The sequence below is a fragment of the Marinomonas sp. UCMA 3892 genome, assembly GCF_012726345.1.
Lineage (GTDB): Bacteria > Pseudomonadota > Gammaproteobacteria > Pseudomonadales > Marinomonadaceae > Marinomonas.
Genome location: NZ_PTXN01000005.1, coordinates 120,974 through 147,632, shown reverse-complemented (window position 1 = coordinate 147,632; position 26,659 = coordinate 120,974). Strand labels below are relative to the sequence as shown.

At 41.9% G+C, this 26,659-nt stretch carries 21 protein-coding genes and 1 tRNA gene; 9 read left to right on the top strand and 13 right to left on the bottom strand.

Annotated features, from left to right (window positions below):
* Positions 1 to 197: 197 nt before the first annotated feature.
* The 3 genes from B6N13_RS08505 to B6N13_RS08495 all read right to left on the bottom strand — a co-directional run bounded on the left by B6N13_RS08505 (position 198) and on the right by B6N13_RS08495 (position 4,323).
* Positions 198 to 2,093 carry a methyl-accepting chemotaxis protein gene (locus tag B6N13_RS08505; RefSeq protein WP_169459074.1) on the bottom strand — a complete coding sequence of 632 codons (1,896 nt, stop codon included), beginning with the start codon at positions 2,091 to 2,093 and terminating at the stop codon, positions 198 to 200.
* A 68-nt stretch (positions 2,094 to 2,161) separates the two neighbouring features.
* On the bottom strand, positions 2,162 to 3,460 hold the full coding sequence (locus tag B6N13_RS08500) for an SLC13 family permease (RefSeq protein ID WP_169459073.1): 1,299 nt from the start codon (positions 3,458 to 3,460) through the stop codon (positions 2,162 to 2,164).
* Positions 3,461 to 3,498: 38 nt separating this feature from the next.
* A complete protein-coding gene (locus tag B6N13_RS08495; protein ID WP_169459072.1) occupies positions 3,499 to 4,323 on the bottom strand; it encodes an amidohydrolase family protein in 825 nt (274 codons plus the stop codon).
* Positions 4,324 to 4,491: 168 nt separating this feature from the next.
* Between B6N13_RS08495 and B6N13_RS08490 the strand changes: the two genes are divergently transcribed.
* Together B6N13_RS08490 and B6N13_RS08485 are read left to right on the top strand one after the other, a co-directional pair.
* Positions 4,492 to 5,229, top strand: a complete 738-nt coding sequence (locus B6N13_RS08490) for a GntR family transcriptional regulator (RefSeq protein ID WP_169459071.1) — start codon at positions 4,492 to 4,494, stop codon at positions 5,227 to 5,229.
* 135 nt (positions 5,230 to 5,364) lie between these two features.
* Positions 5,365 to 5,694: a DHCW motif cupin fold protein gene (locus tag B6N13_RS08485; RefSeq protein ID WP_072840237.1), complete on the top strand. Its 330-nt coding sequence runs from the start codon at positions 5,365 to 5,367 to the stop codon at positions 5,692 to 5,694.
* A gap of 107 nt (positions 5,695 to 5,801) precedes the next feature.
* Here the strand turns inward: B6N13_RS08485 and B6N13_RS08480 are convergent, their stop codons facing one another.
* Positions 5,802 to 6,746: a helix-turn-helix domain-containing protein gene (locus B6N13_RS08480; RefSeq protein WP_012068692.1), complete on the bottom strand. Its 945-nt coding sequence runs from the start codon at positions 6,744 to 6,746 to the stop codon at positions 5,802 to 5,804.
* A gap of 139 nt (positions 6,747 to 6,885) precedes the next feature.
* Between B6N13_RS08480 and B6N13_RS08475 the strand changes: the two genes are divergently transcribed.
* The 5 genes from B6N13_RS08475 (at position 6,886) to B6N13_RS08455 (ending at position 10,622) form a co-directional block, all read left to right on the top strand.
* On the top strand, positions 6,886 to 7,404 hold the full coding sequence (locus B6N13_RS08475; protein WP_169459070.1) for a cysteine hydrolase family protein: 519 nt from the start codon (positions 6,886 to 6,888) through the stop codon (positions 7,402 to 7,404).
* Between the two features lie 175 nt (positions 7,405 to 7,579).
* Positions 7,580 to 7,656, top strand: a tRNA-Ile gene (locus B6N13_RS08470).
* A 349-nt stretch (positions 7,657 to 8,005) separates the two neighbouring features.
* A complete protein-coding gene (locus B6N13_RS08465; protein ID WP_169459069.1) occupies positions 8,006 to 8,785 on the top strand; it encodes a type IV toxin-antitoxin system AbiEi family antitoxin in 780 nt (259 codons plus the stop codon).
* A 4-nt stretch (positions 8,786 to 8,789) separates the two neighbouring features.
* Positions 8,790 to 9,740 (top strand): nucleotidyl transferase AbiEii/AbiGii toxin family protein, encoded by a 951-nt coding sequence (locus B6N13_RS08460; RefSeq protein WP_169459068.1) that lies wholly within the window; start codon positions 8,790 to 8,792, stop codon positions 9,738 to 9,740.
* Between the two features lie 69 nt (positions 9,741 to 9,809).
* On the top strand, positions 9,810 to 10,622 hold the full coding sequence (locus B6N13_RS08455) for a TOBE domain-containing protein (RefSeq protein WP_169459067.1): 813 nt from the start codon (positions 9,810 to 9,812) through the stop codon (positions 10,620 to 10,622).
* Between the two features lie 48 nt (positions 10,623 to 10,670).
* On the opposite strand, the gene modC is transcribed toward B6N13_RS08455, so the two are convergent.
* From modC to B6N13_RS08435, 4 genes are all read right to left on the bottom strand, one after another.
* Positions 10,671 to 11,810, bottom strand: coding sequence for a molybdenum ABC transporter ATP-binding protein (gene modC, locus B6N13_RS08450; RefSeq protein ID WP_012068695.1), 1,140 nt, complete (start codon positions 11,808 to 11,810; stop codon positions 10,671 to 10,673).
* 2 nt (positions 11,811 to 11,812) lie between these two features.
* Positions 11,813 to 12,496, bottom strand: coding sequence for a molybdate ABC transporter permease subunit (gene modB, locus B6N13_RS08445; RefSeq protein WP_012068696.1), 684 nt, complete (start codon positions 12,494 to 12,496; stop codon positions 11,813 to 11,815).
* Positions 12,497 to 12,505: 9 nt separating this feature from the next.
* Complete coding sequence (gene modA / locus B6N13_RS08440; protein ID WP_012068697.1) at positions 12,506 to 13,264, bottom strand: molybdate ABC transporter substrate-binding protein; 759 nt, start codon at positions 13,262 to 13,264, stop codon at positions 12,506 to 12,508.
* 162 nt (positions 13,265 to 13,426) lie between these two features.
* Positions 13,427 to 16,621 (bottom strand): HD domain-containing phosphohydrolase, encoded by a 3,195-nt coding sequence (locus B6N13_RS08435; protein ID WP_211172816.1) that lies wholly within the window; start codon positions 16,619 to 16,621, stop codon positions 13,427 to 13,429.
* A 311-nt stretch (positions 16,622 to 16,932) separates the two neighbouring features.
* Between B6N13_RS08435 and B6N13_RS08430 the strand changes: the two genes are divergently transcribed.
* Positions 16,933 to 18,324, top strand: a complete 1,392-nt coding sequence (locus tag B6N13_RS08430; protein ID WP_169459065.1) for an L-cystine transporter — start codon at positions 16,933 to 16,935, stop codon at positions 18,322 to 18,324.
* Positions 18,325 to 18,527: 203 nt separating this feature from the next.
* The gene (locus B6N13_RS08425) at positions 18,528 to 20,519 is read left to right on the top strand and encodes a methyl-accepting chemotaxis protein (protein ID WP_169459064.1); all 1,992 of its coding nucleotides are present in this window, start codon (positions 18,528 to 18,530) and stop codon (positions 20,517 to 20,519) included.
* Positions 20,520 to 20,569: 50 nt separating this feature from the next.
* Here the strand turns inward: B6N13_RS08425 and B6N13_RS08420 are convergent, their stop codons facing one another.
* The 5 genes from B6N13_RS08420 to B6N13_RS08400 form a co-directional block, all read right to left on the bottom strand.
* Positions 20,570 to 21,007 (bottom strand): hypothetical protein, encoded by a 438-nt coding sequence (locus tag B6N13_RS08420; RefSeq protein WP_012068701.1) that lies wholly within the window; start codon positions 21,005 to 21,007, stop codon positions 20,570 to 20,572.
* Positions 21,008 to 21,065: 58 nt separating this feature from the next.
* Positions 21,066 to 21,479: a hypothetical protein gene (locus B6N13_RS08415; protein WP_169459063.1), complete on the bottom strand. Its 414-nt coding sequence runs from the start codon at positions 21,477 to 21,479 to the stop codon at positions 21,066 to 21,068.
* A 107-nt stretch (positions 21,480 to 21,586) separates the two neighbouring features.
* Positions 21,587 to 22,966 (bottom strand): DEAD/DEAH box helicase, encoded by a 1,380-nt coding sequence (locus B6N13_RS08410; RefSeq protein ID WP_048813919.1) that lies wholly within the window; start codon positions 22,964 to 22,966, stop codon positions 21,587 to 21,589.
* 220 nt (positions 22,967 to 23,186) lie between these two features.
* Positions 23,187 to 24,068: a transglutaminase family protein gene (locus tag B6N13_RS08405; RefSeq protein ID WP_012068704.1), complete on the bottom strand. Its 882-nt coding sequence runs from the start codon at positions 24,066 to 24,068 to the stop codon at positions 23,187 to 23,189.
* Positions 24,065 to 26,644 (bottom strand): circularly permuted type 2 ATP-grasp protein, encoded by a 2,580-nt coding sequence (locus tag B6N13_RS08400; protein WP_012068705.1) that lies wholly within the window; start codon positions 26,642 to 26,644, stop codon positions 24,065 to 24,067. The genes B6N13_RS08405 and B6N13_RS08400 overlap by 4 nt, the downstream gene beginning before the upstream one ends.
* Positions 26,645 to 26,659 lie beyond the last annotated feature (15 nt).

Sequence of the window (26,659 nt, the reverse complement as noted above, 5' to 3'; positions counted from 1 at the left end):
CCCTTTTTTTGGTGATGTCTCATTTTTGAGTCATCACTTTTTTTTGCTTAAATTTTTAAAAGGTTCTTGATGATGTTTCTATTATCGCGAGCTTTCGTTGTAAAAAAGCCCCGTTTTGCAGCGGGGCTTTTGTTATTTTGATCTGGAACTATCTCTTTCTGAAAATAGTTCAGTCCAGCTTTTTTAGTGATTAGAATTTATATTTGGAACTGGCCGACTTCTGTGTCGACTTGTTTAGCGAGTTGGCTAAGTCGTTTCGATTGCTCTACACCTGTTTTGCTTTCATCAGCTAAATCAGCTGCCACTTGGCGAATGATCTCGCTGTTTTGGCTAATTTCATTAGTTACAGCCGTTTGCTCTTCTGCTGCGGTGGCAATTTGTGTTGCCATGTCTGAAATGCTGATGATGGCATTAGCAATCTCTTCAAGGCTTTCTGTTGCAGCATCGGCATCGGCCACACTGGTTTGGGCTTTAATGCTGCTGTTTTGCATCGAGGTAACGGCTTTTGATGTTTGTTCTTGTAATAACTCAATCATCTTTTGAATTTCTTCTGTAGAAGAGTGAGTACGTTGTGACAAGGTACGTACTTCATCGGCAACCACGGCAAACCCACGACCATGTTCACCAGCACGAGCTGCTTCGATAGCGGCGTTTAGTGCCAGCAAGTTGGTCTGCTCTGCGATGCCTGTAATGGTTGATAAAATACCGCTGATTTGTTGAGCATGGTGGTCCAGAGCTGAAATTTGCTCAGTGGCAAGGCTCACTTCGTTGGCCAGCTGGTAAGTTGAGTTACGGCTCTTTTGCACTTGTGTGCTGCCTTTTTGACCAAGTTCCACCGAGTGGCTAGCGGCTTTTGCGGTTTGTTCTGCATTGCCTGCGATTTCGTGAGTTGCGGCCGCCATTTCAGTGACAGCAGAAGCAACCATGTCAATTTCTTGTTGTTGTGTGGCTACACGAGAAGCGCTTTGAGTAGAGGAATTCGAGACGTTATGCGCTTCGTCCGCTACATCTTTAGACAGTACTTTTAGACGTTCGACAACGCCGTGCATATGGCTAACAAAGTCGTTAAAACCTTGTGCCAGGATGCCAATTTCGTCATCTCGTTTTACTTCTATACGAGCACGTAAATCACCTTTGCCCTTGGATATATCCTGCAAGGCTTTGGATACTCGAATTAAGTCGCTAAAAAGCACTTTAAACAACCAATATAAGAAACAACTAAAGGCGGCCAATAGAGCCAAGGCTGTGATAGTTTGACGAACTAATACCGCATAAACAGGGGCCATTAGTTCACTTTTATCCATGGTGAAAACTAAGGTCCAATCCGTGTTGGGGATATTTTGAGCGTAGGCAAAGACTTCATTCCCATCTAAGGTTTCTTCTACCAGCTTATCTTCTCTTGCTAGCTTTGATAGGAGTTTAGGCGCAAAAATAGGCGAAATAGCTTCGGCCTTTGTCATCACCATATTTTTGTCTGCATGCGCAATAATATCGTTGTTAGATGACACCATCATGGCAGAGCCCGAACCTGGAATATCAAGTTCTGCTACCTGTTTAGATAATTGATTCAAACTTAGGTTTGCACCAACCATACCGAATTTTTGGCCATTTTTAGTCACAGGATTGGTTAAGATAATAACCAGTTCTTTTGTGGTGGAACTTAGATTTGGTCCAAGGGTGCTGGCTTCACCAATGCTCATGGCTTCTGTATACCAGCTTTTTTGACGAGGATCGTAACCTGGGCGTTTTGCGTCTAAATCTGGGTCTTGACGATACATTTTGCCGTCGTTATTACCGTAATAGGTTAGGGCAAATTGGCCGCTGTCATAAGCTTGTTTAATGGCAATATAAGGTGATTGATCAGGTGCTCGTTCTAATGTGGTCGCAAGAGAGGCCGCGATGACTTTTCGGCTGTTTAGCCACTCACTGGCGTTATCGCCATAGGCTTTTGAAAAATGACGAACATCTTTTAATAACGAATCGCGCATTTGCTGAGTCAAAGAGAGTGTTGTTTCTGTGACTAAGTAAGTTGTCGTAATAACGACTGCGAGAATGCTGACGCTCAGGATCCGAGCGCGCAATGAAAGAGTCATTTGGATATCTCCAATAAAAAAAGGGCGCAGCATCAAGCGATGCATACGCCCAAAGAGGTTTTTGAGTACTAAAGCACGAAGGTGATTAGCAAGTTAAAGATTAGAGCTGCTGCAAAGCCCAGTGGGGCTGCACGAAACAGAAGTTGAGGGAACAGTTTTGTTCGGCTTTCTTCTGTTGGGCAGGCACCTAGAATCAAACTTCCTCCAGAAGAGAAAGGTGATATTGCCGTGGCTTGCGCACCGACTACGACACAGATGAATAGCATCATCGGATCCAGTGACAAGCTTTGAGCAATTGACGGTACGATTGGGAAAAGTGCTGGTGTAACTACGCCCAATGTACTGGCAAATAGGGACATAAAGGCAGCAACAATACCAATTACAACAGGTACTAAAGCTGCGGGGATTGAGGTGCCGATCCAAGATGCTAGATCATTGATGGTTCCAGCTTTTATCGCTACAGAAATCAACATACCCACACCACAGATCATAATAAGCGTTGACCATGGCACAGAAGCAATAGCTTTACGTTCGTCACCTAACTTAAGCAAGAGTGCGATCACGGAGAACACGCTAGCAATCAAACCAATATCCATTTTGGAATTAATGAAGGTGATCGTCTGATTGTCTGGAAATAACAGATGTGAAATTGGTGCAAGCAAGACTAAGCCCATCATTATCAACGTTAACGTCAATGTTTGGCGTTGTTCTTTATTAAACGCTGTAGGAAGGTCTGCTTGGTAGCCGCCTTTTGCAATGGTGCTACGATGCTTAGTAAAGAAAACCAATGCCGTAATTACGATTAAAGGAATAACTGCGGTACTTAGGAAAATGCCAATAGAGTTAATGAATGCTTGGTTTTCCGTCACGCCAGCGTTTGCCATTATGCCGCGGAAAATAATACCACTTTGACTAGACATAAAGTTTGCGCCAGTCAGTGCGCCATAACCTACAGACATAGAACCAATCACCATGCTCATGCCAGTTCGTTGGCAAAGTAATAAAGTAATAGGTGCCATAAAGGCCAGAACGGTGTAATAACCTGCGCCTAATGCTGAAATGATAGTCGTCGTAATATAAATAGCGTATGGCAATAGATGAGGAAAGCGGCGGCAACGATACATAAGATGCTCGGCCAGCTTTTCTAACGTGCCATTGATAATGGCAAAGCTATAAAACAAGGAAACAGAGAAGATGATAAAGAAAATCTTCAATGGCCACATTTTGATGATGTCGTTAGGGCTTAATCCAAGCGCAAAACTACCAATTAAATAGGCGAAAGCGATGGCGAAAAGCCCGATATTAATACGGGTTTTATAACCAAGGATGATAGATAGTAGGATTGCTCCAACAACAAGTAGACTCATTTTATAGTTCTCTTTTACATTTCTTATTTGGTTGCCGGTTAAAACTTAAACAGCTTGCTTGGATTGGTAATTAGTACTTTATTCCGCTCATCCGTGCTGGGTAGTAAGGCTTCCATAAAACCGTATTGTTCTGTGTAATTTGTTTGCATTTCAAATTGTGTGTTTGGCCAATCACTGCCCCACAATAAATAGTCTGAGTGACTATAGGCTGAACGTAAAATAGCTAACATTTCCTGTGCTTGCTCAATATTGGCATTACAGCGATATGCGGCTGAAATTTTTGTCCAGATGGGAGCGCCGCTGCTTAGTAAATCTAAAAAGTCTTGGTGTGCTCGATTAGCTGGTTGGATTCCCTCCAATGTCCGGCCAAAATGATCGACAATGATCTCAACACCAGATTCTAAAATAGCGGGTAAAAAGCTTGCCAAATCGTCTAGTTCGCGCTGAATTTCAACAACCCATTTACGATTTGCTAATTTAGCTAAAAATGTTTGCCAAAGAGGAGATGTGTAATTTTCCAGTGGCTTATTTATCAAGTTTAGGCGAATACCTACTACGCCAGCAGCGTCTAGCTCATCTAATTCGTTATCGCTAATACTAGGGTCTACGACCGCAATGCCTTTAAGTTTCTGAGGATATTGACATAAAGCTTGCAGCATAAAACTGTTGTCAGTACCTAAAAAACTAGGCTGAACTAAAACACCATGCGATATGTTGTAATTTGCTAGCTGCATTAAAAAGTCTTCAGGCAGCGCATTATAGTCTGGAGCGTACCTTCGTTCTGCTGTCATAGGCAGATCGGTACGAAAAATATGCGCGTGGGTGTCTATACCTTTTACTGGCGAATTAGTATCAGAAATCATAAAGAAACCTTTACATTCATGCGGTTAAGTTCGTTCATTATGAGGAAAATTGTATATTTATGTAATTCATATATATGAATATATGTTTATATGAATATTAAGTCAACAATCGTAGACGCCTTACAGTATGGGTATTAGAATAATGTTCTTTACAAATGAGGGATCAAAATGGCGTTATTTAAGCAGGGGCGAGACCAACGTTTACCGCTATATCAACAGGTACGTGATGAGTTGCTAGAAAATATTAGCGCAGGAACTTGGCTACCTGATGCCCCAATTCCTACTGAAAGTGAGCTGACAAAAACCTATGGTGTTGCCATTGGAACGATTCGTAAAGCGGTCGACACCTTAGTTACTGATGGTTTACTTTACCGTAGTCAAGGTCGTGGCACTTTTGTGCGTCGCCCCGATTTTAATGCCTCTTTATTTCGCTTTTTCCGTCAGATGTCTTCTGACGGGCGTTTTGTTATGCCTGAAAGTCAGTTGCTATCCAGAACACTTAAAAAGCCCCCACAGCCAGTTGCTGATGCGTTAAAAATAGATGTGAATGACAAGGCTATTTGTCTTGAGCGTTTGCGCTTTTTGGAAGATCGAGTGGTATTAACAGAAGAAATTTGGCTGCCAGCGCCACTTTTTACCCGTCTTATCGAGATAGAAATATCTGAGTTTGGTAACTTGCTTTACCCATTTTATGAGCAGCAATGTGGCCAGCTTGTCGCTTCAGCGAAAGAAACCCTAACTATTAAATCTGCTAATACATATATTGCTGAAGCATTGAAAATTACAGAAGGTAGCCCTGTTGCCGTCATTGAGCGAGTGGCTTATGGTTATGACAAAAAACCTTTGGAATACCGTATTTCTCATGGTGCTGCAGAGACGTTTTGTTACCAAATAGAGATAGCTTAAACATCTTAAATATTGTTCTAATCTATTAATATAGTGCTTGACCAAAGTTCTTTGCTAACGCTTACTACTTAATATGTTATGCCGCTCAAATGGTGCGGTATTGTCTTGTTAATAGAAGGATTTTAAGGCGTTTTTATGAAGATTACAGATTTACCCTTTGGCATTACTGATTGGCAAGGTGTCGAAAAAACGACCCACAAAGGCGAAAGTGGATTCGCGTATTGGCAGACTAAACAATTTGGTGATATTCGTGTGCGAATAGTTACTTATTCTGCGGGCTACCTGGCAGATCATTGGTGCACCAAAGGGCATATTCTGTTTTGCATGAGTGGCGAATTGAAAACCGTATTAAAAGACGGTCGTACTTTTGTGTTATCCGCAGGCATGAGTTACCAAGTGGCTGATGATGCCGAACCACATCGCTCTTCAACCTCTGAAGGCGCAACGCTATTTATTGTAGATTGAGCGTTTTTGATCGAGAGCTGTAGATTGAACATGGCTAATAATAGATAGAAAAAGCAAAATCACACCTGAGGGTTTGCTTTTTTATTTTGTGCTACATAATTGCTTGATTAGCTTGTTATAGAAGATACAAAACGTTGGCGAAAAGCACTGGGAGTTAATCCCATAATCTTCTGAAAGGCTTTACGGCAACTGCCAACATCTTCATATCCTACTTGCAGGGCGATGCTCTCGAACGGCAGCGTTGTTTGTTCTAAGGCATCGCAAGCCGTTTGAATACGGATACGTTGCAAATATTCATTTGGGTTGAATCCAGTGCATTTAGCGAAGCGTCTTAAAAAGGTTCTCGGCGTTAATTTAGCAAGAGCGGCCATGCTTTCAGTGCGTTGCAGTTCGGCATAATGTCCTTGTAAATAATGCTGAACCGCCAGAATCGCCGCATCACCATGGTCGAAATTAGGTTGAAACTGCTGGTAGTAGCGTTGCTCTCTTTTACCTGTATCAATCACTAATGTTTTTCCTAACTGACGAACGATATTAGCATTCGTCAGTACTTGTACTAGTTCCATGGCCAAATCTACCCAAGACATCATACCGCCAGCACTGACTATATCGCCTTGATTAATCAATATCTTCGAAGTATCCATGGCTTGCTGAGGAAAACGTTCTTTAAACAAACCTTCCAACGCCCAATGTGTCGTCATTACGCGTTTATCTGTGAGGCCGGTGTAAGCTAAGAAAAACGCGCCTGCGCAGGCACTGCAAAGTATGGAGCCTTGTTGATGCTGTGCGATTAAAAAATCATTGATGCAGGTATTTCTCTCGCTGTAACTGGCTTTTTCTAAACTGGGAGGCAATAGCACCGCGTGATAAGGTTGTTGAGTCTCTTGGTTTTTGAGAAGGTCGGCTTCATGCAAAATATGGGTGGTGATACGAACTTCTAAGCCTGCTTCTTCACAGGCTTCATTGGCAAGCTTGAACGTCTCGGTAAAACCATAAACAGCGGATAAAAGAGAATGGGGGTAAGCAAGTACAGCGATTTGATAATGTTTCAAGGAATCACCTGTTTGTCATTTTAAGCCCTTAATATGTCAAATTTGACACTGTAATGGAATGCATGGTTTTGCGATTCTATATAGAGGCCTTTGCACGACGACTGTGCTTGCCAATACTATTTTTAATAGGAGCCAATTTATGAGCCGCACTGCATTATTAGTCATCGATCCACAAAACGATTATTTTGATAAAGGTAATTTTCCACTGTGGAATACTGACAATACGTTAAAAGAAATTCTTAATGCCATTAACGCAGCAAAAGAACAAAATGCCGCCATTGTACTTGTACAGCATGTAGCAGCTGGCGAATCGCCATTTTTTGTTGAAGGTACCGAAGGGGTGAAACTTCACCAAGCGATTCTAGACGCCGCACCTGATGCGCCAGTGATCACCAAAAAACACGCCGATGCTTTTCAAGAGACAAACCTAACGCAAGTGCTAGAAGAGCTAGCAGTAGATCGTCTAGTGATCTGCGGCATGATGACGCAAAACTGCGTGACTCATACTGCGATTTCTAATGCCGCCGATCTTTATCAAGTCAGCATCTTGCCAGATGCTTGTACCACTCGTGAACAGCTTTTACACCTGATCGCGTTAGAAGCCATTAAGACGAAAGTTACCTATACCGACATTCAACACGCTTTTGAGCGAGTTTAAATGAGTCGTTAACAATAAATAAAAATCGAGTAAAATGCAGAAAATTAGAGGGCTGAGTAATTATTTGGTTAAAAAATAGCCGGATAATCAACCACTTTCGAAGATTTATTACATATAATTTGCATGCACTTCTTGGCAAGCGGCAAGCATATCGATATAATCTGCAACGCTTTTAGGGCCTGTAGCTCAGTTGGTTAGAGCATCCGACTCATAATCGGCAGGTCCCCAGTTCAAGTCTGGGCAGGCCCACCATATAAAATAAGCCCCGATAGGTTAGTGAAAACTGACATATCGGGGCTTTTTTATTGTCTGTTAAATATAGTCAAGTAAGAGATAGGTTACCGCCTATTGCTAAGGTCAAATTTTATACATATCTCTCTGAAAAAAATTTTCTACATGGCTACTAAGTGTAGTAGCTCAGACCTCCCTTACTCGATCTTGTTTGATGACACCCTAGAGTTCAAATCTAGTTAAGCAAGGTATGTAATACTTATAAATAGTTTATTAAAATATATATTTTAATACTTTAAGTATTAATATTTGGTTTATAGTAAACAATATGGTTTGATATAAAGATTATTTTGATACTTAGAGTGTGAAAATGTCATCTAAAATAAACTGGCTTGTTACCCATACAGCTCCTGGGGCGCTTGTTCTTCAGCAGTGGCTGATTGAAAATGGCGTTAGCTACTCTTTAGCTCAGAAGTATGCACAGAGTGGTTGGCTGAAGAAGCTGTGTTCTGGTGTTTATTATCGTCCTGATGGAAATGATGAACTCAAGCCTAGCTGGGTTGATGCCATACAAGCTATTGATGGGCAGTTGCATTTCCCTGTTCATCTGGCTGGTTTGAGTAGCTTAACTCACCAAGGGCTAAGCCATTATTTACAGCTGAGCAAAGAGCAGGTTTGGATTGGTGTAAAAAATAAGCAATTGTTGCCTAAATGGTTTCGCGAGTTTCAAAATCAGAATTGGTTTTATTGTGGTAATTATAAACTACAAGTCGTTCCTGATAGAGACTTGAAGACAGTCGTGGTTAAAGGAAAAGAATTACCTGTGAGTTGTCCCGAGCTTGCTGCTTATGAAGTGGTTGATGCAATCGGCAAGCAAATTTCGTTTGAGCATGCGGCAGAACTTTTTCAAGGTTTAGTAAATCTTAGTCCTAGGAAGGTTCAATCTCTTCTTGAGCGAAGTAGTTCAGTTCAAACTAACCGAGTGTTTTTGTTTTTAAGCCATTATTACGGTCATCAGTGGGTTAAACGTCTTGATGAAAAAATGATCAAATTAGGTTCTGGTAAGCGACAAGTTGTAGAAAACGGGCGGTTTGATGAGGCTTATCAAATCACAGTGCCAGAAACGTTTAGTATCAAAAAAGGAGAGTAGAGCAATGGATAGGGATAGTCCGTATTACAATCAGGTTTCGTTACTTATTAGGGTGTTGCCAGTGGTAGCAACAGAGCCGGTATTCGCACTTAAGGGTGGTACGGCTATTAACTTATTTGTGAGAAATTTTCCTCGCTTGTCAGTGGATATTGATTTGGCTTATCTCCCACTTGAACCTAGAGATGAAGCATTAGCAAATGTAAGAGCGGCTCTGCAACGGATTACAGACTTAATCAATGTTCAGCCTTTGATTCGTGCCGTATTACAGGATCAAAAGATAGACGAGCTTCGGATTGTTGTAACAAGCCCAAATGCAACAATCAAAATTGAGGTTTCTCCTGTTGCGAGAGGTACATTACATCAACCTGAGACAATGTCTGTTCAGCCCTCAGTAGAAGACGAGTTTGGTTATGCCGAGGTGCAGGTTGTTAGTATTCCGGATCTTTATGGCGGTAAGCTATGTGCTGCAATGGATCGTCAGCATCCTCGAGATTTATTTGATGTCCGTATGTTACTTGAAGAGAGCGGTATTTCTCGGGAAATCTTTGTAGGATTTCTTACTTATGTTTTAAGTCACCCAAGGCCCATAAGTGAAGTGATGGCGCCTAATTGGCAGTCGCTTGATGAGACATTTTACAAAGAGTTTGATGGGATGACTTTTAAAACTGTTGATCTTGAAGATTTAGTTTCTGTAAGACCCGCTATGTTGATAGCTCTACAAACACACTTCACACTACAAGATCGCGCATTTCTATTGTCTTTTAAGCAAGGAAATCCTGATTGGTCATTGTTTGATTTTCCAGAAGTAGCAGAATTACCAGCCATACGTTGGAAACTACAAAACATTGCTAAGTTGGCTGAAAATCAAGACAAACACGCAGCCCAGCTACTTAAGTTAGAGGCAGTACTAGATGGGTGGCAGAAGCTGGCAAGCCCCAAAAATGGTAAATCCTAGTGTTCCGCAATGACTGCATACCTGTAAACTGACGGGCACAATTGGCTATTATTTCTAAGTGAGCGCTCCATGGATAATACAAAAACAGCGTTGGCTGGGTTGAAGGGGGAGGTTTTCCTATTAACCGAGCAGCATAAATCTTTTGCATCTGCGCAAATTGAGTTGTTGGCAGCTATTGATGACTGTGGTTCGATTTCTAAGGCGGCAAAGCAGGTGGGAATCAGTTATAAAACTGCATGGGATCGTATTGATGCGATGAATAATATGTCGGCTCAGCCTTTGGTAGTTCGTTCTACCGGCGGCGCACAAGGCGGCGGAACTTTGTTAACTGAGTTGGGCCATCGGGTTATTTCGGGCTTTCAATCTCTACAGGAAGAGCATCGGAAATTTATTGAGCGTTTAGGTGATAAGCTGCATACCTTGAATGATATCGCGGGTTTTATGAGGAGTGAGAGTATGAAAACTAGTGCAAGAAATCAATTTCGAGGTACGGTTAGTAATATTACTTTTGGCGCGGTGAATGCTGAGGTTGAGTTGGATATCGGTACTAATCAATCGATCATTGCGATGATTACTCAGGAAAGTGTTGAGCTACTTGCGCTGAATAAAGGTTGTGACGTAGTGGCTTTGATCAAGGCTTCTTCAGTGATTTTGAGTACTGATACAGGTGTTATCACCAGTGCTCGAAACAAGCTGGTTGGTACGATCTCGCGTTTGTTACCAGGTGCAGTCAATACGGACGTGACGTTAGATATTGGGGGCGGAAAGTCAGTATCTGCGATTATTACCAACATCAGTGCAACGGAATTAGCGCTAGAAGTGGGTAATAAAGCTTGTGCGTTATTTAAGGCTCCAAGCGTGATATTACTCAGAGACGAATAGATTCTCTTCGCTTCTGAGTCTCTTTAATCTCTTTTTCTGTTTATGTGATTACCTTACAAGAGCCACACTTTTAATTTGAGCCCATAGTACTTTTCCTTCTGTTAAGGCTAGGTGCTCAACGGATCGATAGGTCAATCTTGCTATAAGCGTATTTTGTTTTGTTTGTAATCGGACTAGCGCCATGGCCGGGTCCTTGTCTGCAACAATTTCGAGGACTTTTACTGGCAGTCGATTTAATATGCTGGAATCTTCATGATAAGTGAGCGTTAAACTTACGTCAGTGGCGAGTATTCTTACACGAACATTTTGTCCGAGAGTGTCGCCGTTGTTACGAATCCATAAGTCGCTACCTGCACAAGATACTTTTGATAAGTGCCACTTATCATCTTGTTCAATAATCTTGCCTTGCCAGATGACGCCAGTGTCACTATTCACCAGCAGAGGTGATTTAAGCTGCGAAAAAACCTCCTCTACATGCCCTTGAGTGGCCACTTTGCCGTCTTGCATCAGCACCACATGATCAGCCAGGCGCATGACTTCTTCCACCGAATGGCTGACATATAAAATGGGGGTTTTGAGGGTAGAACGAAGCTTTTCTAGGTAGGGCAGGATTTCTTGTTTTCTTGCGTTATCTAGTGATGCTAAGGGTTCATCCATGAGTAATATTTTTGGTTGAATCAATAAGGCTCGGGCGATGGCAACACGTTGTTTTTCACCGCCAGACAGTTGCTGTGAATTATGCGCCAGTACAGATTCAATGCCCATTAAGTCAATAACTTGTTCGTATAAATTGGGTGGTAAAGGAATGCCACTGCGTTTTATGGCGTAATCTAAATTGCCTTTTGCGGTTAGATGGGTAAAGAGGCTAGATTCTTGAAACACATAGCCTAATGGCCGTTTATGAGTCGGTAGGAAAATAGTATCGTTTTGCCATATCTCCCCTTTCATCATGAAGTGCCCTTGTTGTGCTCGCTCTAGTCCTGCAATACAGCGTAGTAGGGTGGTTTTCCCAGAACCGGATTGTCCAAAAATAGCTGTTACACCACTTTCCGGAAGAGTAAGGTCGACATTTAAAGCAAAACCTGATGATTTTGTATTTGAGTGTTGTAGGTGGAATTTGGCATACAGGCCTTTTTCGGTAGTTTCTATGCTTTCTGTATTCTCTGTTGTGGTGTTGTTTGTTGGCATGCTCACTTCGCTCCCCACAGTGTATTTTTTCGTTGAAAGCTATACAGACCGAGCAACACCAAAAATGAAAAAATCACCATTATAGCGGCAAGTTTATGGGCTTGGTCATATTCCAGTGCTTCAACATGATCGTAGATTTGCACTGATACAACGCGAGTCTGTCCGGGAATATTGCCGCCAATCATTAAGACAACACCAAATTCGCCGACAGTATGCGTAAAACCCAAAATCGCCGCAGTAATAAAACCGGGCTTTGCTAATGGTAATACAATAGTGAAAAAGCGATCCCAGCTGCCAGCTCGTAAAGTGGCTGCTACTTCTAATGGTCGTTCTCCAATTGCTTCAATGGCGTTTTGTATGGGTTGTACGACAAAGGGCAGAGAATAAAACACTGATGCGACTATCAGACCCCAAAAAGTAAAAGGTAGTGTTCCTATCCCCAATTCTTGAGTTAGTTGTCCAATAAAGCCATTGGGTCCCATTGCTATCAAAAGATAAAACCCCAGCACAGTGGGTGGCAAAACGAGTGGCAATGCGACTATGGCACCGACTGGGCCTTTTAGGCGAGAGCGGGTACGAGCCAACCACCATGCGATTGGGGTTCCAATGAGCAGTAAAATAACAGTAACAGTTGTTGCTACTTTAAAGGTTAGCCAAATGGCTTCTAGGTCTGACGCAGAAAGCATGTTGTGGTGTTATTCCGTTTTATAACCGTATGAATGAATGATGCTACGAGCTTTATCACTACGGAGGTAGTTAAGAAGTTCTTTTGCTGCAGTGCTATTTTCTGCACTTTTTAATAATACGGCATCTTGGCGTATAGGGCTGTATTGATCAGTGGGAATTATCCAACTTGAGCCTTTTGTAATTCGTCCTTCGCTCATTATTTGTGATAGCGCGACGAATCCTAAGTCTGTATTGCCTGTACTTGCAAATTGATAGGTTTGTGAAATATTTTCACCCATTACCCATTTGGATTTAGTTGATTCTGTTAGCCCTAATCCCTCCAATACTTCTGTTGCGGCAATGCCATATGGCGCAAGTTTTGGGTTGGCTAACGCCAATTTATTAAAATCACCGCTTTTTAAACGAGCATCATTGTTATCGATAAAATCAGGCTTGACTGACCATAATGCTAGGGCACCAATAGCATAGGTGAAACGAGTACCTGTAACGATTAATCCTGCTTTTTCTAAGGCATCAGGTTTGTTTTCATCAGCTGATAGAAATATCTGAAACGGAGCGCCATTTTGGATTTGGGCGAAGAATTTACCTGAGGAACCAAAAGATAGAATGACTTTGTTACCCGATTCTTCTTCGTACTGTTTGACTATGTCTTTCATAGGGGCAGTGAAGTTTGATGCTACAGCCGCATGAATTTCTTCGGCGTAAGTTGAGGAGTTAAGTGTCAAGAAGCTTAATAGCATGATGCTTAGCGAGGTGAATGACCGCATGAGTTTTATCCTTATAGAGTTGTCTGAAAGTAGGATTTATATCAATTCGTTATATATTGAACTATATAACGAATTGATGCAAGAGATCGGTGTTGCTCTATTTGTTTACAAGATGTGTTTTAAGTTAGTCTTCTAAGATGTGTTCTAGGTTAGTTTTCTAGGTTAGTTTTCTAGGTAAGGTTTTATGTTAACTATATCTATTTGCTCTTCTGGTAAGAATTTCTCGGCGTATTTTAAGTAGGTATTACTTTCTAAAAAAAAGCGGAATAGTTGTAAATCGAGATGCCCCTCTTGGCACATATTAAACATGATATCGATAGCGATGCTTATTGGTTTGGCTTTTTTATAAGGTCGATCTGAGGCTGTTAGAGCTTCGAATACATCGGCGATCATGAGGACTCTATCAGGAATACTGAGTTGTTCTGCATTGAGTTTTCGTGGGTAACCTTGGCCGTCCATTCTTTCATGGTGAGTGGAAGCGTAATGAGGGACTCGGCTTAGTTCAGGCGGGAATGGCAAGCTTTCCAGCATAGTAATGGTGCTAATGATGTGTTCATTTATTTTAAATCTATCTTCTTTTGTAAGCGTGCCTTTTTTTATTGTTAAGTTGTAGATTTCACCTTGGTTATATTGATGTTTTGGTATGGACATTTTTATGCCCAAGGAAGGTGGATAATAGATGTTTTTAACTCGTGGGATAATGTGCTCTAGTTTATCGGACAGTAAGGTTTCTATCACAGCTTGTTGGCCTAGCTGTTCACTTTCTAGATTGCCTGCTTGATCTTGTTTGACGAGCATCATTTCTTCTGCAGGGGATAAACCTAAGCGATTACTAAAATGCCGTGTCCATTTTTGCGCGCCAATTTCTTTTATTTTCTGTCTGTCTTTTTCGCTCATTAATTCACTGCCGATGTTTGCCTTGGCAACTAAAGCGAATTCTTCTTGAAGTATTGTTTGGCGTTCCTCCCATGTCGTTAAGGCGATGGTAGGATCTTGCTTTTCAATATGTACTTTATGTAAGTAATCTATTTCTGCATCACGCCATAAGACTTCGAAACGTGTGCGAATTTCATGAATGCGATTGTAAGTACATTCGAGCTTTGAGCCTTTGTCTATGATGTGTTCTGGCATAGTGATTTTCCCGCAGTCATGTAACCAAGCGGCAATGCGGAATTCTAGACGTTCATTGTCATTGGCAAATTGGAAGTTTTTATAAGGGCCTTCTTCGGCTTTTTCTAAAGCGTCAGAAAGCATCAACCCAAGCTCAGGAACCCGATAGCAATGACCGCCAGTATGTGCCGACTTGTCATCTATAGCCGTTGCGATTAGACGAATTAATGCCTCCATAAATCCTTTTTGGCTGGCTTCGTGCTGTTTAATATCTTGTGACATGGAGACAAAGGAGTTGGACAGTTGCCAGAGTTCTTTGATATTGGAATCGACAAATGCTACATCGTCAAATTGACGTAGTTTGATTTTCTCTGTTACTCGCTGTAATTGTCGAATGGGACGGACTATTGGTGTACTAAAAAGCCAGATAATCGGTAATAGGATTACCATTACTAAAGCACTTAATAATGCTGAGTGAAAAGCTTCTTTAGTTGCTTGTTGGAAAAGCATTTCCTCTGTTATGACAGCGGTAAAGTATTGTTTGGTGAATATGTCATTACCTATATTTTTGATGAAAATATAGTAGCGGGTATCGTCATTTTTTTTGATGATCAAGGGTTGTTTAGCGTTTGAATCATCGGCAGTTTTGATTAATTTTTTAAAGGGGATATCAAGATGATTCTGCATATATTGAGTATGCTGTTGTAGCCAAGCAGCATCTAGAGCATCTCGTTGAGCAGGTGTAATTTGACTTAATGCCTGATTTATTAAATCGAGCGCAAATTTTTGCTTTTCTTTTGTTACTAAATAAAAGTGATTGGGTACGAAATTGTTGATTTCTTTTAATTCATCGTACACTTGTAAGTCTTCAGCTTCCATTATGCTTATTGTTGATTTTAGGACAGGTGATGCACCTATAATGGCGTCATTTTGTCCGGATTGTAGGCGTGAAATGAGATCTTGTTCGGTGATAGACTCTTGCCATTTTATGTTGGGAAAGTGTGTTTTGAGCGTTGGGAGGACTGACCAGCGGCCAAGAAAGCCGACGTTTTTTCCATTTAAGTCACTTAATGACTTTGGTTCTGGCGTGATATTCTTTGTTGCAATGGCATACGGAATATCTAGCAATGGAACGCTGTATAATCCTTCAATATCTGTGTGTTGAGCTTTTTGTACAGACAGTAAAATATCAATCCCATCATCTTTGTATTTTTGGACAAGTTGTTCGCGGCTGAAGCCATTTATGTAGTCAAACTTAAGGCCTGTCATGGCGCTAATCATTTGCATCAACTCGATAAAGTAGCCTTTTGGCACTCCTGATTCGCTGAAGTCAAAAGGGCGCCAATCATTCTGATTAGATACTTTAAGGCGACCTAGATTGGTGATGGCTTCCTTTTGTTGCTGACTTAATAGTATTGGCTGTATTTCCGGTGTGATAACAGAGTGGGTGCTATTGATGTTCGAGGCAATAATTTCTCCATTTTGGCTAAACAAAAAAGCTTGTTCATGCCCATTAATTAATTTTGATGAAGACTGCGACAGTTGATCGGATAAAGACGATAAGAGAATGTCTAAGCCAACTACTTGGTCTGAATTACGTATTCGCTGAGCGTAGGTTTGCCCAGATATTTGTAGATGCTGAAAAAGGTAAGGCGGGGTTTTATAGATATCATTTTGTGCTGAAGCTGCGAACCATGGCCGTTCAGTTGGGTAGAAATTGCTGTTTTCCGTTTGCTGGTGATTAAGGTGAAAAGTAGAGGTGTAAAAGTAGGTTTGTCGTATACGTTTTTCATTACTGCCTGAGACTTCGACAACAGCCCAACGATCATCTGGCTGAGCACCCATTCGTTGTCTTATATCTTTGGCTGAGTCTAGGTTGATGAGCTGAAAAAAATGTTCTTGTTTGTCACCAATGTAAAGGCTGTATAACTCGGGGCGTTTATTTAAGAACTGAGCAAATAAACTGCTTTTACGTTCGATACTAGCATCTGATAGATTCGTGTCGATTAATTCTGCAAGTAAGCTGACAGTCTGTTTTGCATCATTCTCTAGGCTATAAACGCTGTCGCTCATATGGTCAGAAAGTAAATTCATGCTAGATAGCATATGACTGACGGCGATTCTTTTGTTGGCGCTGTACTGCAGTGAAATAGCAACAGAAGCTGTAATAATAATTGCCAGTAGGAACATATTAGCGACTAGAATCCTGATAGATAAGCGTTTGAATATCCGTTTTTTTCTAGTCACCATTCACATCCTTATAATAAGTTTTGAATGCCGAGTCAGGGATGGGGATTTCTACTTTCTTTAATACAAACCGAATTCATTCATTTGTGCAAATTAATATGTGTGATGATTTGTGATTTTGCGGGTTTTGTAATGCGTTCAAGTTTCATCCTTATACATTTTTCTTATATAAGTTAATCATATTTCCTTCTTATCCATTTAGTCAGCATTTTGTTAAGATAACGGCAACTTATCGATTCGCCTTGTTTATTGTTTTTTAGGTAGGCAGGAGGTCGGTGTTCTATGACTTGTTTTTTTAAGGTTTTCTTTCCATGTTGTATCCCATTATTAACTTAGCAGTTTTCGCTTTGTTGATCGCATTGTTGTTTAGACAGCAAAAAGCGAAAAAGACGTTATCCACACAGGTATTTACTGGTTTGGGCTTAGGTGTTGCTTTTGGTGCTGCATTGCAGTTTATCTATGGTGTTGGCAGTGCTGAAGCTAATGAGACCTTAGAGTATGTAAATATTGTTGGTTATGGTTACGTTAGTTTGCTGAAGATGATCATTATGCCGTTAATTCTGGTGTCTATTATCGGCGCTATTATTAAGGTGAAGGATACTGGTTCTTTGGGCAAAATGTCCGGTGGTATTATCGGGATTTTGTTAGCAACGACAGCTGTTTCTGCCTTGATCGGTGTTTTTGTTAGTAACTTATTTGGTTTGTCTGCGGACGGTATCGTACAGGGCGCTCGCGAAATGGCGCGTGGTGCAGCATTGGAAACACGCCTTGATGGACTAGCAAGTGTGTCGTTTGCTGACATGATTACCTCTTTCTTCCCTGGCAATCCTTTTGCCGATCTAACAGGTAGTCGTCCAACCTCGACTATTGCTGTGGTTATTTTTGCAGCTTTTGTTGGCATTGCTGGCGTGACGGTTGCTAGAACTGAACCAAAGTTAGGTGCAAGTTTTGAGCATTTTATTGATGTAGCTCAATCTATCGTTAGAACTTTAGTTCGTATGGTGTTAAGCCTTACGCCATACGGTATCCTTGCGTTGATGACCAAGGTTGTTGCGGGATCAAATGTTTCTGATATTTTGACTTTGCTTAACTTTGTTGTGGCGTCTTATGTTGGTTTGGCGTTGATTCTTGTTATGCATCTATGTTTGTTGGCATTTAATGGCATTTCACCGCTTCGCTACTTTAAGAAAGTATTGCCTGTATTGTTGTTTGCCTTTACGTCTCGTTCAAGCGCAGGAACGATTCCACTGAATATCGATACTCAGGTTAAACGTCTAGGTAACGGTGAAGGTGAATCCAATTTCTCTGCTTCTTTTGGTGCGACGATGGGGCAAAATGGCTGTGCTGGCTTATATCCTGCGATGTTGGCAGTGATGATTGCTCCAACAGTAGGCATTAATCCATTAGATCCAAGCTTTATTATTTCACTGGTTGCTATCGTAACCATTAGCTCATTTGGTATCGCAGGCATCGGTGGTGGCGCGACATTTGCGGCTTTGATTGTATTGTCTGCTTTAGATATGCCTGTTGCATTAGCTGGTTTGTTGATTTCCATCGAACCTTTGATCGATATGGGGCGCACTGCTGTTAACGTAAATGGTGCGATGACGGCCGGTAGTATTACCTCGAAGTGGCTTGGTCATACTGATTCGAGTGTGTTTGAACAGGATGAGGTGCCAGAAGCTGAGCTGAAAAATAGTTAATAGCAAAGCGTAACAACATCTTATTTATAGAAAACCACCTCCGGGTGGTTTTTTTTCGCAACGTATTAAATAAACTAAGAAAGAAAGTATAGGAGGTTAAGGGGAACGTAGCGAAATTTGGTTAATTTAAAAATTAAGTTCTGGGCATGCAAAATGCATAATTTGATCTAAGCTTGCTTAATAACAACGACAAGGAGAGGCTCGTGTCCTTATTTTCAAATCTTAAAGTATCTCAATCGGTGGCCATTGTTGGCATTTTACCATCTCTGTTTGCCATTATTATTGTGGCGTTTTTAGTTAAAGATTTAAATGCACGTGTTCATGAGGGACGTATTGCCGAAGATATGGTGAAGTTGTCGACTATTTTAGATGGTGTAGCGCATAACTTTGCGGTTGAACGTGGTTTAAGCGCTGGTTTCCTTGGTAGTAAGGGAAGCATAGGTAAAGACGCCTTGTTGGCGCAGCGTAAAGTCGCTGATAATGCAGAAGCGGCGCTTAAAAATATCGATAGCAGTGCTTTTGAGGTGTTAACACTGGATAGGTTAGATAACCTGCGAGCTCCTGTTTTAACAATGTTACAGGACAAAAATAAAGTTCGACAAAAGATTGATGTTTTAGCCGCTGATAATGGCGCTTTTGATTTTTATTCAGAGGTAAATCGCCAAGCGCTAAATTCAATTCAACGCGTCATTCTAGATATTAGCAATCGAGAAATTGCTAAAGCACTTGAGGCTCGTTTAAGCTTATTGTGGATGAAGGAACGGGTAGGTCAGTATCGCGGTGCGTTAAACGGTGTATATGTTGCTAAGTCTACAACCTTAAAACGTCAGTCTCAAATTGCGGCATTTATCGAGGATGAGAGTCATCAGCTAGAACATTTTACAGTGACGGCATCAGATAAAGAGGAAGCGTTACTGAATGCTGCCATGAAAGATGATAAATGGAAGGCGGTTGTTCAGGCGACTGATGTCTTTTTAGCGATGAAAGATGTTTCATCAGTGAGTGGTCCTGCTGATTGGTTTGCACTTGCCACTGCAAAAATAGGCTTGATAAAAGGTGTTGCGGATAAAATTAGCTCCGAAATTAATGTCCTTAGTTCATCATTAACCTCACGTAGCGAGCTTTATCGTAATGGCTTGATTATTGGTTTTATTCTATTAATTACTCCTGTTATTTGGTTGGCTTTTTCTCTTACTCGATCTCTTTCGAAACGTGTTGAACGTATTAGTGAAGCGTTATCGAACGTGTCTTCTGATCGTAATTTGGTCGGAAGAATTGAAAATACTTCTAAAGACGAGTTGGGTGAAATTATTCAGTACTTAAATATTCATTTGGACCACTTGAGTGAGTCTTTCCATCTGATGGTTGATATGGCGTCTGAATCCAAAGAAAGTATGAATGTTCTGAGTGGCTATTCAAGAAGTGCATTACAAGAAACTAAAGATCAGTTTAATCAAACCGATCTTATGGCGTCGGCAGTTGAAGAGATGTCTTTAACGAGTAATACCATTTCCCAAGATATGCAGTCCTCGGCAGAAGCGACGGAGAATATTCGAGAGCAAAGTACTCAAGGTTCAGCGCGGATGCAGACTATTCTGCAGTCTATCGCCAATTTATCTTCAGAAGTGGATGGCGGATATAAAGCGGTGCAGTCGGTTACTGGTCATACAGAGCAAATTAGCACTATCTTGCAAACTATTGAATCTATCGCTGAACAGACCAATTTATTGGCATTAAACGCAGCGATAGAAGCAGCTCGTGCCGGTGAACAAGGACGAGGCTTTGCTGTAGTTGCCGATGAAGTAAGAACGCTTGCTCAGCGTACACAAAACTCGACTGAAGAGATTCGTTCTATGATTGAAGCCTTGGTGGGGGCTGGTAAGAGTGCCCTACAATCCATGGATAAATGTTCCAGCATGGCAACACAAACGTCTAGTGTGGTCGGTGAAAATGTCACCATGATGCAAGGCTTATTTGATGCTATTGAGTTGCTTACTCAGACTATAGAGCGAGTTGCTACAGCCTCAGAAGAGCAATCTCAAGTATCTGAAGAAATTAATAAGAACATTCAGAATGTCAGCGAGCGTTCAGAGCGTATTTTGGACTTGGTCAATAAAACGGATGAAGGGTCTACTCAAGCCAAACAGCGTTTTGAAAATGTGCTGAAAGAGATCAGCTCATATAAATTGAGTTAGCTACATAACAGATCAAGCTTTCACGATAAGAGCTTGATCTGCTTTTAGACCTAATGAGTGCGCTTTATTTCGAAGGTCTTCATGAAAACATCATTACTAAATGTGCCTATAATCGCGCTAAACGTAACGGTAGCGTTTATGATGAAGATCAACCCGTTGGCGTATTCTTGGTCTGGCGGAGCTCCTCTTAAAATGTAAAGGCAAAGCGATAGTCCATATAGAAACAAGCTAATTTTGTTGGTTACGAAAAAGAAGGGAATCTCAAATGCCCACAACTCTTTTTTATTGCCAAATCGAATGACTAAATTCAGCAAAACATAAACCAATGTTGTTATAACCACAATCAAATAGGCTATAAATGATTGACCATCCTCTAATAGAGTATTTCCCATATAAATGGAAAATCCAGCAGCAATAATCCAAAAAATTAAAAGTGGTCCTAAAATCAATCCCATTATTTTACCCTTCTTTAGTTCATAGGTTTTCACCTATATTCACTTTGTATCTATTCGTCGGTGTTCTACTTCTATTTCTGCTTATTCAAACTCAATAAGTTTGCTCGATGTTGTGTTTTTCCATGAAGCTTTCACTACTAAATGAGCCAAGCAGTGTTCCTAATGAAATAGATAACGCGATAATGAAAATTAGAGATTTAATTGATGGGTTTTTAATGCGTTTTTTAAGAAAAAAGTAGGCTAACAACGCAGCGCAGTATAAAAGAGCGGCATCTAGGTTAAATAAGAAGAAAAATATTATTTCAAATACCCAGAGCGATTCTTTACCTTCAAACTGATTGATAGTGTGAGTCTTATACATAATAGCGAGAAGAATGGCGGCTATCGTTGGCAGTATCTTGTAGACAAATAGCTTCTCTTCTTTCAATAAGACATAGCCGATTCGAAGCGAGAAAAGAAAGCAGATTACCCAAAATAAAAAAAGAGGGAGGATTACTATTCCCATAACACGTCCTTGATGTTGGTGAATTTCGTTTATTATTTTTTCAAAAAAGCCACAGTGAGATAGTCTCACTATGGCTTTATTGATTCTAGCAGATTAGTTGGCGAGAATTAATCTGGTTTACGATTTCGACGTGCTGGCGCTAAAGGCTTGCTTCGAAGGCCTTGGCCTGGTGTCATTTCAGCTTTTGGTGCGCTAGGGCGACGGTTGCCAGACTTAGGCGCATTGCCTTGTTTCGCTGGATTACCACCTTGTTTCGCTCCATTGCCTTGTCTTGGACCATTGGTTTGCTCACGTGGTCTTTTGGGCTTGTTAGGCTTAATTGGACGTGTATCTAGAGTGGTATCAGGTAACATGTGCGTTGGCATGAAATCATCTTCGTAACGACGTTCAATTAGCTTCTGAGTCAAACGCTCGATGGCGCGTAATTGATCTAGCTCGTCTGCTGCCACCAAGGAAATTGCTTTGCCAGTTGCACCAGCGCGACCAGTACGGCCGATACGGTGAACATAATCTTCTGCTACATCTGGTAAGTCAAAGTTGACTACATGAGGTAGCTGTTCAATGTCCAATCCACGGGCCGCGATATCTGTCGCAACAAGAATACGTATACGGCCTTCTTTAAAGTCAGCTAGAGCGCGAGTACGTGCGCCTTGGCTTTTGTTACCGTGAATGGCGCTAGCACGAATGCCTGCGTCTTCTAATTGTTTGGTGATCTTGTTAGCGCCGTGTTTGGTGCGAGAAAAGACCAATGCTTGATCCCAACGACCGTCAGCGATAAGTTGAATTAATAGCTCGGTTTTGCGCTTCTTATCCACCGGATGCAGCCACTGCTCTACAGAGACCGCCGTCGCATTGCGTGGCGTAACGGAAATTTCGATTGGGTTGTTTACTAAGCCTTTTGCTAGCTGGCGAATTTCTGGGGAGAAAGTCGCAGAGAACAATAAGTTCTGACGTTTTTTCGGCAGGATAGCGAGGATTTTTTTGATGTCATGGATAAAGCCCATGTCCAGCATGCGGTCGGCTTCGTCTAACACTAGGACTTCTAGCTTGTCGAAACGTACAGCTTTTTGATTGTATAAATCCATCATGCGGCCAGGCGTTGCGATCAAAATATCCGCGCCGCGACGTAGTGCCATCATTTGAGGATTGATTTTGACGCCACCAAATACGACTGTTGATTTAAGAGACAAATGCTGACCGTAATTTTTGACGCTTTCTGCGACTTGTGCTGCTAATTCACGAGTTGGTGTTAATACCAAAGCGCGAACTTGATTGCTTTGTGCATTTTCGCCTTTACTTAGTATTTCAAGCAAGGGTAAGGTAAAACCGGCTGTTTTGCCTGTCCCAGTTTGGGCTGCGGCCATCACATCTTGGCCTTCAAGAATGGCTGGTATTGCCTGAGCTTGAATTGCAGACGGCTCAGTATAGCCTTGATCTTCAATGGCTTTTAGGATGGGGGCAGAAAGCCCAAGTTTGTTGAAACTCATAGATGTTCTCATGTTTTATAAAGGCAGGTGCAAAGCTGAAAGGTCAGGTTATGCAAGAATTTCGCGAAGCTTACCTTATATCGGCTCTACATGCTATGTAGTATGATCTTTGTGTGATAATTGCCATGGCTCAAATTGCAGTTAAAAACGAGGGAAAAGGGTCCTTGCATCGGCTTACCATGTCGAGCAAAGACTATTTGAATCTCCCCTAGTTTTTTGTTTAGACTCGTTTTACATCCACTGAAACGGCAAGCTGCTGAGAGCCGCCGCCTTCAAAGATAACGCCTTGCAGCGGTGTAACGTCGGCATAATCTCGACCCCATGCAGTGACGATATGCTGATCGCTTGGCATGAGGTCATTGGTTGGATCAAATTCCACCCAGCCTAATTCAGGGATAAACACCGCGAACCAAGCGTGGGATGCATCCGCACCAACCAATTTTTCTTGTCCTGGTGGAGGCAAGGTTTCTAGGTAGCCACTCATATAACGAGCTGGAATGCCAACTGAACGCAAGCAGCCAATGGCTAAATGAGCAAAATCCTGACATACACCGCTACGCTGTTTTAGTACTTGCTCAAGCGGCGTGGCAACGGTTGTGCTAGCCGGATCGAATTTGAACTCGGTGAAGATCTTATGAGTAAAAGCCAGCGCTGCCTGCAAGACAGGTTTGTCATCTGTAAAAGTGCTTAGAGCGTAGGCTTTTAAATCTTCTGAACAACGTATTTGCGGAGAATCCAGTAGGTACTCTTTTGCCATACGCAGTTCAGGTGTATTTGGATTAGTTAGTTGCGCGCGTAATTGACCACAAGTGAGCGTGCTTTGCATTTGCCATTGCAGTACATCCAATGGTGAAATTTCAAAGTCAGTGGTTACATCAATTACCAGTTTTTTATGAGCTTCTTGAATCGAAAAATAAAATGTTTGATTGCCGAAATAATCTTCGCCATCATTTTGATAAACGGGTGGCGGATTAATTTGTATTTTTTGATTCAGGCAGCGCTGATTGCGCGTATCTCGCGGTAGAAGGTGAGCCATGTTGTAGCATAAGCTCACTGGCGCTCCATAAGTGTATTCCGTTATATGGCGAACGCGGTATCTCATACATTTGTTCCTCTGATGGCTTCAGTCAATGACTGCGGGCCAGCGGTATGGTCAAAATACTTATCGCTAATGAGAACGGTGAATTGCTCAAGTTGAGCTAAAAGCTCGGTCATGAGTTGCTCGAGTTTTAGACGGCTTTGGCTATCAGGATCAATCTTGGCAAGTTCTTCCAAATCGGCAAGCTGAATATCATTTAGCGATTTTAAAATGATTTTATTTTCAGGGCTTAGGCCAGCTGTTGTTGTCTCATTTCTAGGTAATTCTCTGATGTATTTACGTAGCTGTTCTACTTGATAAAGTAAAGAGCGTGGATTCGTACCATCAATCATTAATAGATCTAATCCGTATGCAACGCGTACACGATTACGGTAACGGCGACGGAAGGAAATAAGGGCTTCTACACTTAATAAAACGGATTCTAAAATTTGCTGTTGAGGCCCGGATGATAGTGGCGTAGTGAGCGCAGAGCGTAACAAGGTTGCCGTTTGCAATGCGCGTTCGGTACGGCGACCAATTTCCTGAAACGTCCAGTCGAGACCGCGTAACATGCTTTCATGGTTCAAACCGGACAGCGCCAACAAAGAGGTAACAAGACTGTCTAACGATTCTTCCGGTGCAGAAGGCAAGCCATTGGTATAAGCGCGATCTAACTCATGGATATGGTCGCGCAGCTCATTGATGATGATACGTGTATCGGCAGAAAGCATTTCTTTCACTTGCTCGCCACAACTTAACATGGCTTGCAGGTTGGCTTTGACCGATCCCGCTCGGCTGCCATCCGTGATGATAGAAACGAGTTCAGCTTCAGGGTTGGTGAGCAATTTTTCGTCAGCTTCCATAAAGCCTGGCAAGCAGCCTGTTTGCGTAGATGCCATTTCAAGTAACATACGGCGGCTTTCTTCTGGTAATGGATCAATGCCATTCATCTGTTTAAAAATGGTCCGTAGTAAACGCATACTGATTTCTGCGCGTTCGGCATAACGGCCCATCCAGAATAAATTTTCTACCACTCGGCTTGGTAAATTTGATTGTAAGGCTTCGTCCTGCAGCATAACTTGATCTGTGATCAAGTTACTTGGTACTTCCGGCTCTGCTGCAATGATCCAAGTGTCTTTACTTTTTGAGCTAGACATATTGGTGACAATGGAATCTTTTGTTGATTCGCCAGCACGAGATAAACCGCCGGGCATGACAGTGTAGCCGGTTGGGTTAGCAACGGTGAAAGCCCGCAATAGGCTTGGCCTAGCTTGTATTTTTCCATTTAACCAAATAGGCGACATAGAGCCGGGAACATAACTTTGCGCTGCATATAGATGCGGGGCTTTTTTGATTTTTTCTATCGTATTAAGTTTTTGCTTTTCGCTTAGCGTGTGGCCATAAATACTGTTGCTGCTATGGCTACGAATTGCAGGCTTGATAATTAGGTTACTAAGATTGGCGATAACATAATTTAAATCGTCTTTATCACCACACCACCAAGTTGCTACAGAAGGTAAGGTAAGTTGTTCGCCTGTCAAAAACTCACTGATGGCAGGCAAAAATTTTACTAATGCTGGCGCTTCTAGAATGCCGCTACCTAATGGGTTAGCAAGTACGACGTTACCTGCACGAACTACTTCTAATAAACCTGGAACACCTAGGAAAGAGTCGGCTCTTAGCTCCGCTTGATCGCAGTAGGCATCATCGACACGACGTAAAATAACATCGACACGAGCCAATCCATTTAAAGACTTCATCCATACCGCACCATTACGTACGGTTAAATCACTGCCTTGGACTAATGGAAAGCCAAGATAGTTTGATAAGTAGGCTTGTTCGAAATAGGTGCTACTGTAAGCACCGGGAGACAGCATGACGATACGTGGAGTATCTGTCCATTGACTGGCAAGAGACGTCAGCATATTTTTGAAGGATTGGAAAAATCCTGCAAGACGACGCACTTGGCTGTCGCGGAAACTGTTCGGAATAACGCGCGATACAACGGTACGGTTTTCCAATGCGTAGCCTGCGCCATTTGGAGCTTGGGTACGATCGCCAATGACTTGGAATTGACCCGCATGGTCACGGACTAGATCTACCGCATGATGCAATAATTGATGAGCACCGGGAACCATAACACCGTGGCATTGACGTAAAAATCCTGGATGGCTAAAAATAATCTCAGAAGGAATAATGCCGTTTTTCAGTAGTTCTTGCGGACCATAGAGGTCTTTTAAGATCAGATCGAATAAGTTTGAGCGCTGAGCTAAACCTTGCTCTATCTCAAGCCATTCATCGGTCGGAATAATATTGGGAATAAGATCCAGCGACCAAACACTTGGCGTGAGTGGGTCGCTGGTTAAATTATAGGTAGCTCCGTCTTCACGAAGGATACGCTGAGCACGACGTTGTCGGTCGAGCATTTCCTCGTCTGAAAGATTGCTTATGTTACGCAGCAGGGCTTCCCAATGTGCGCGCGGTTGGCGATCTTCCGTGAAGGCCTCATCATAAGCATTTATCGGTTTATCATAGGCGGAAGATAACGTCGGTTTTTCATCTATCACCGACGTTATAAAAGTACCTGTTTGAAGTTGCATAATGTGCTTGAGCCT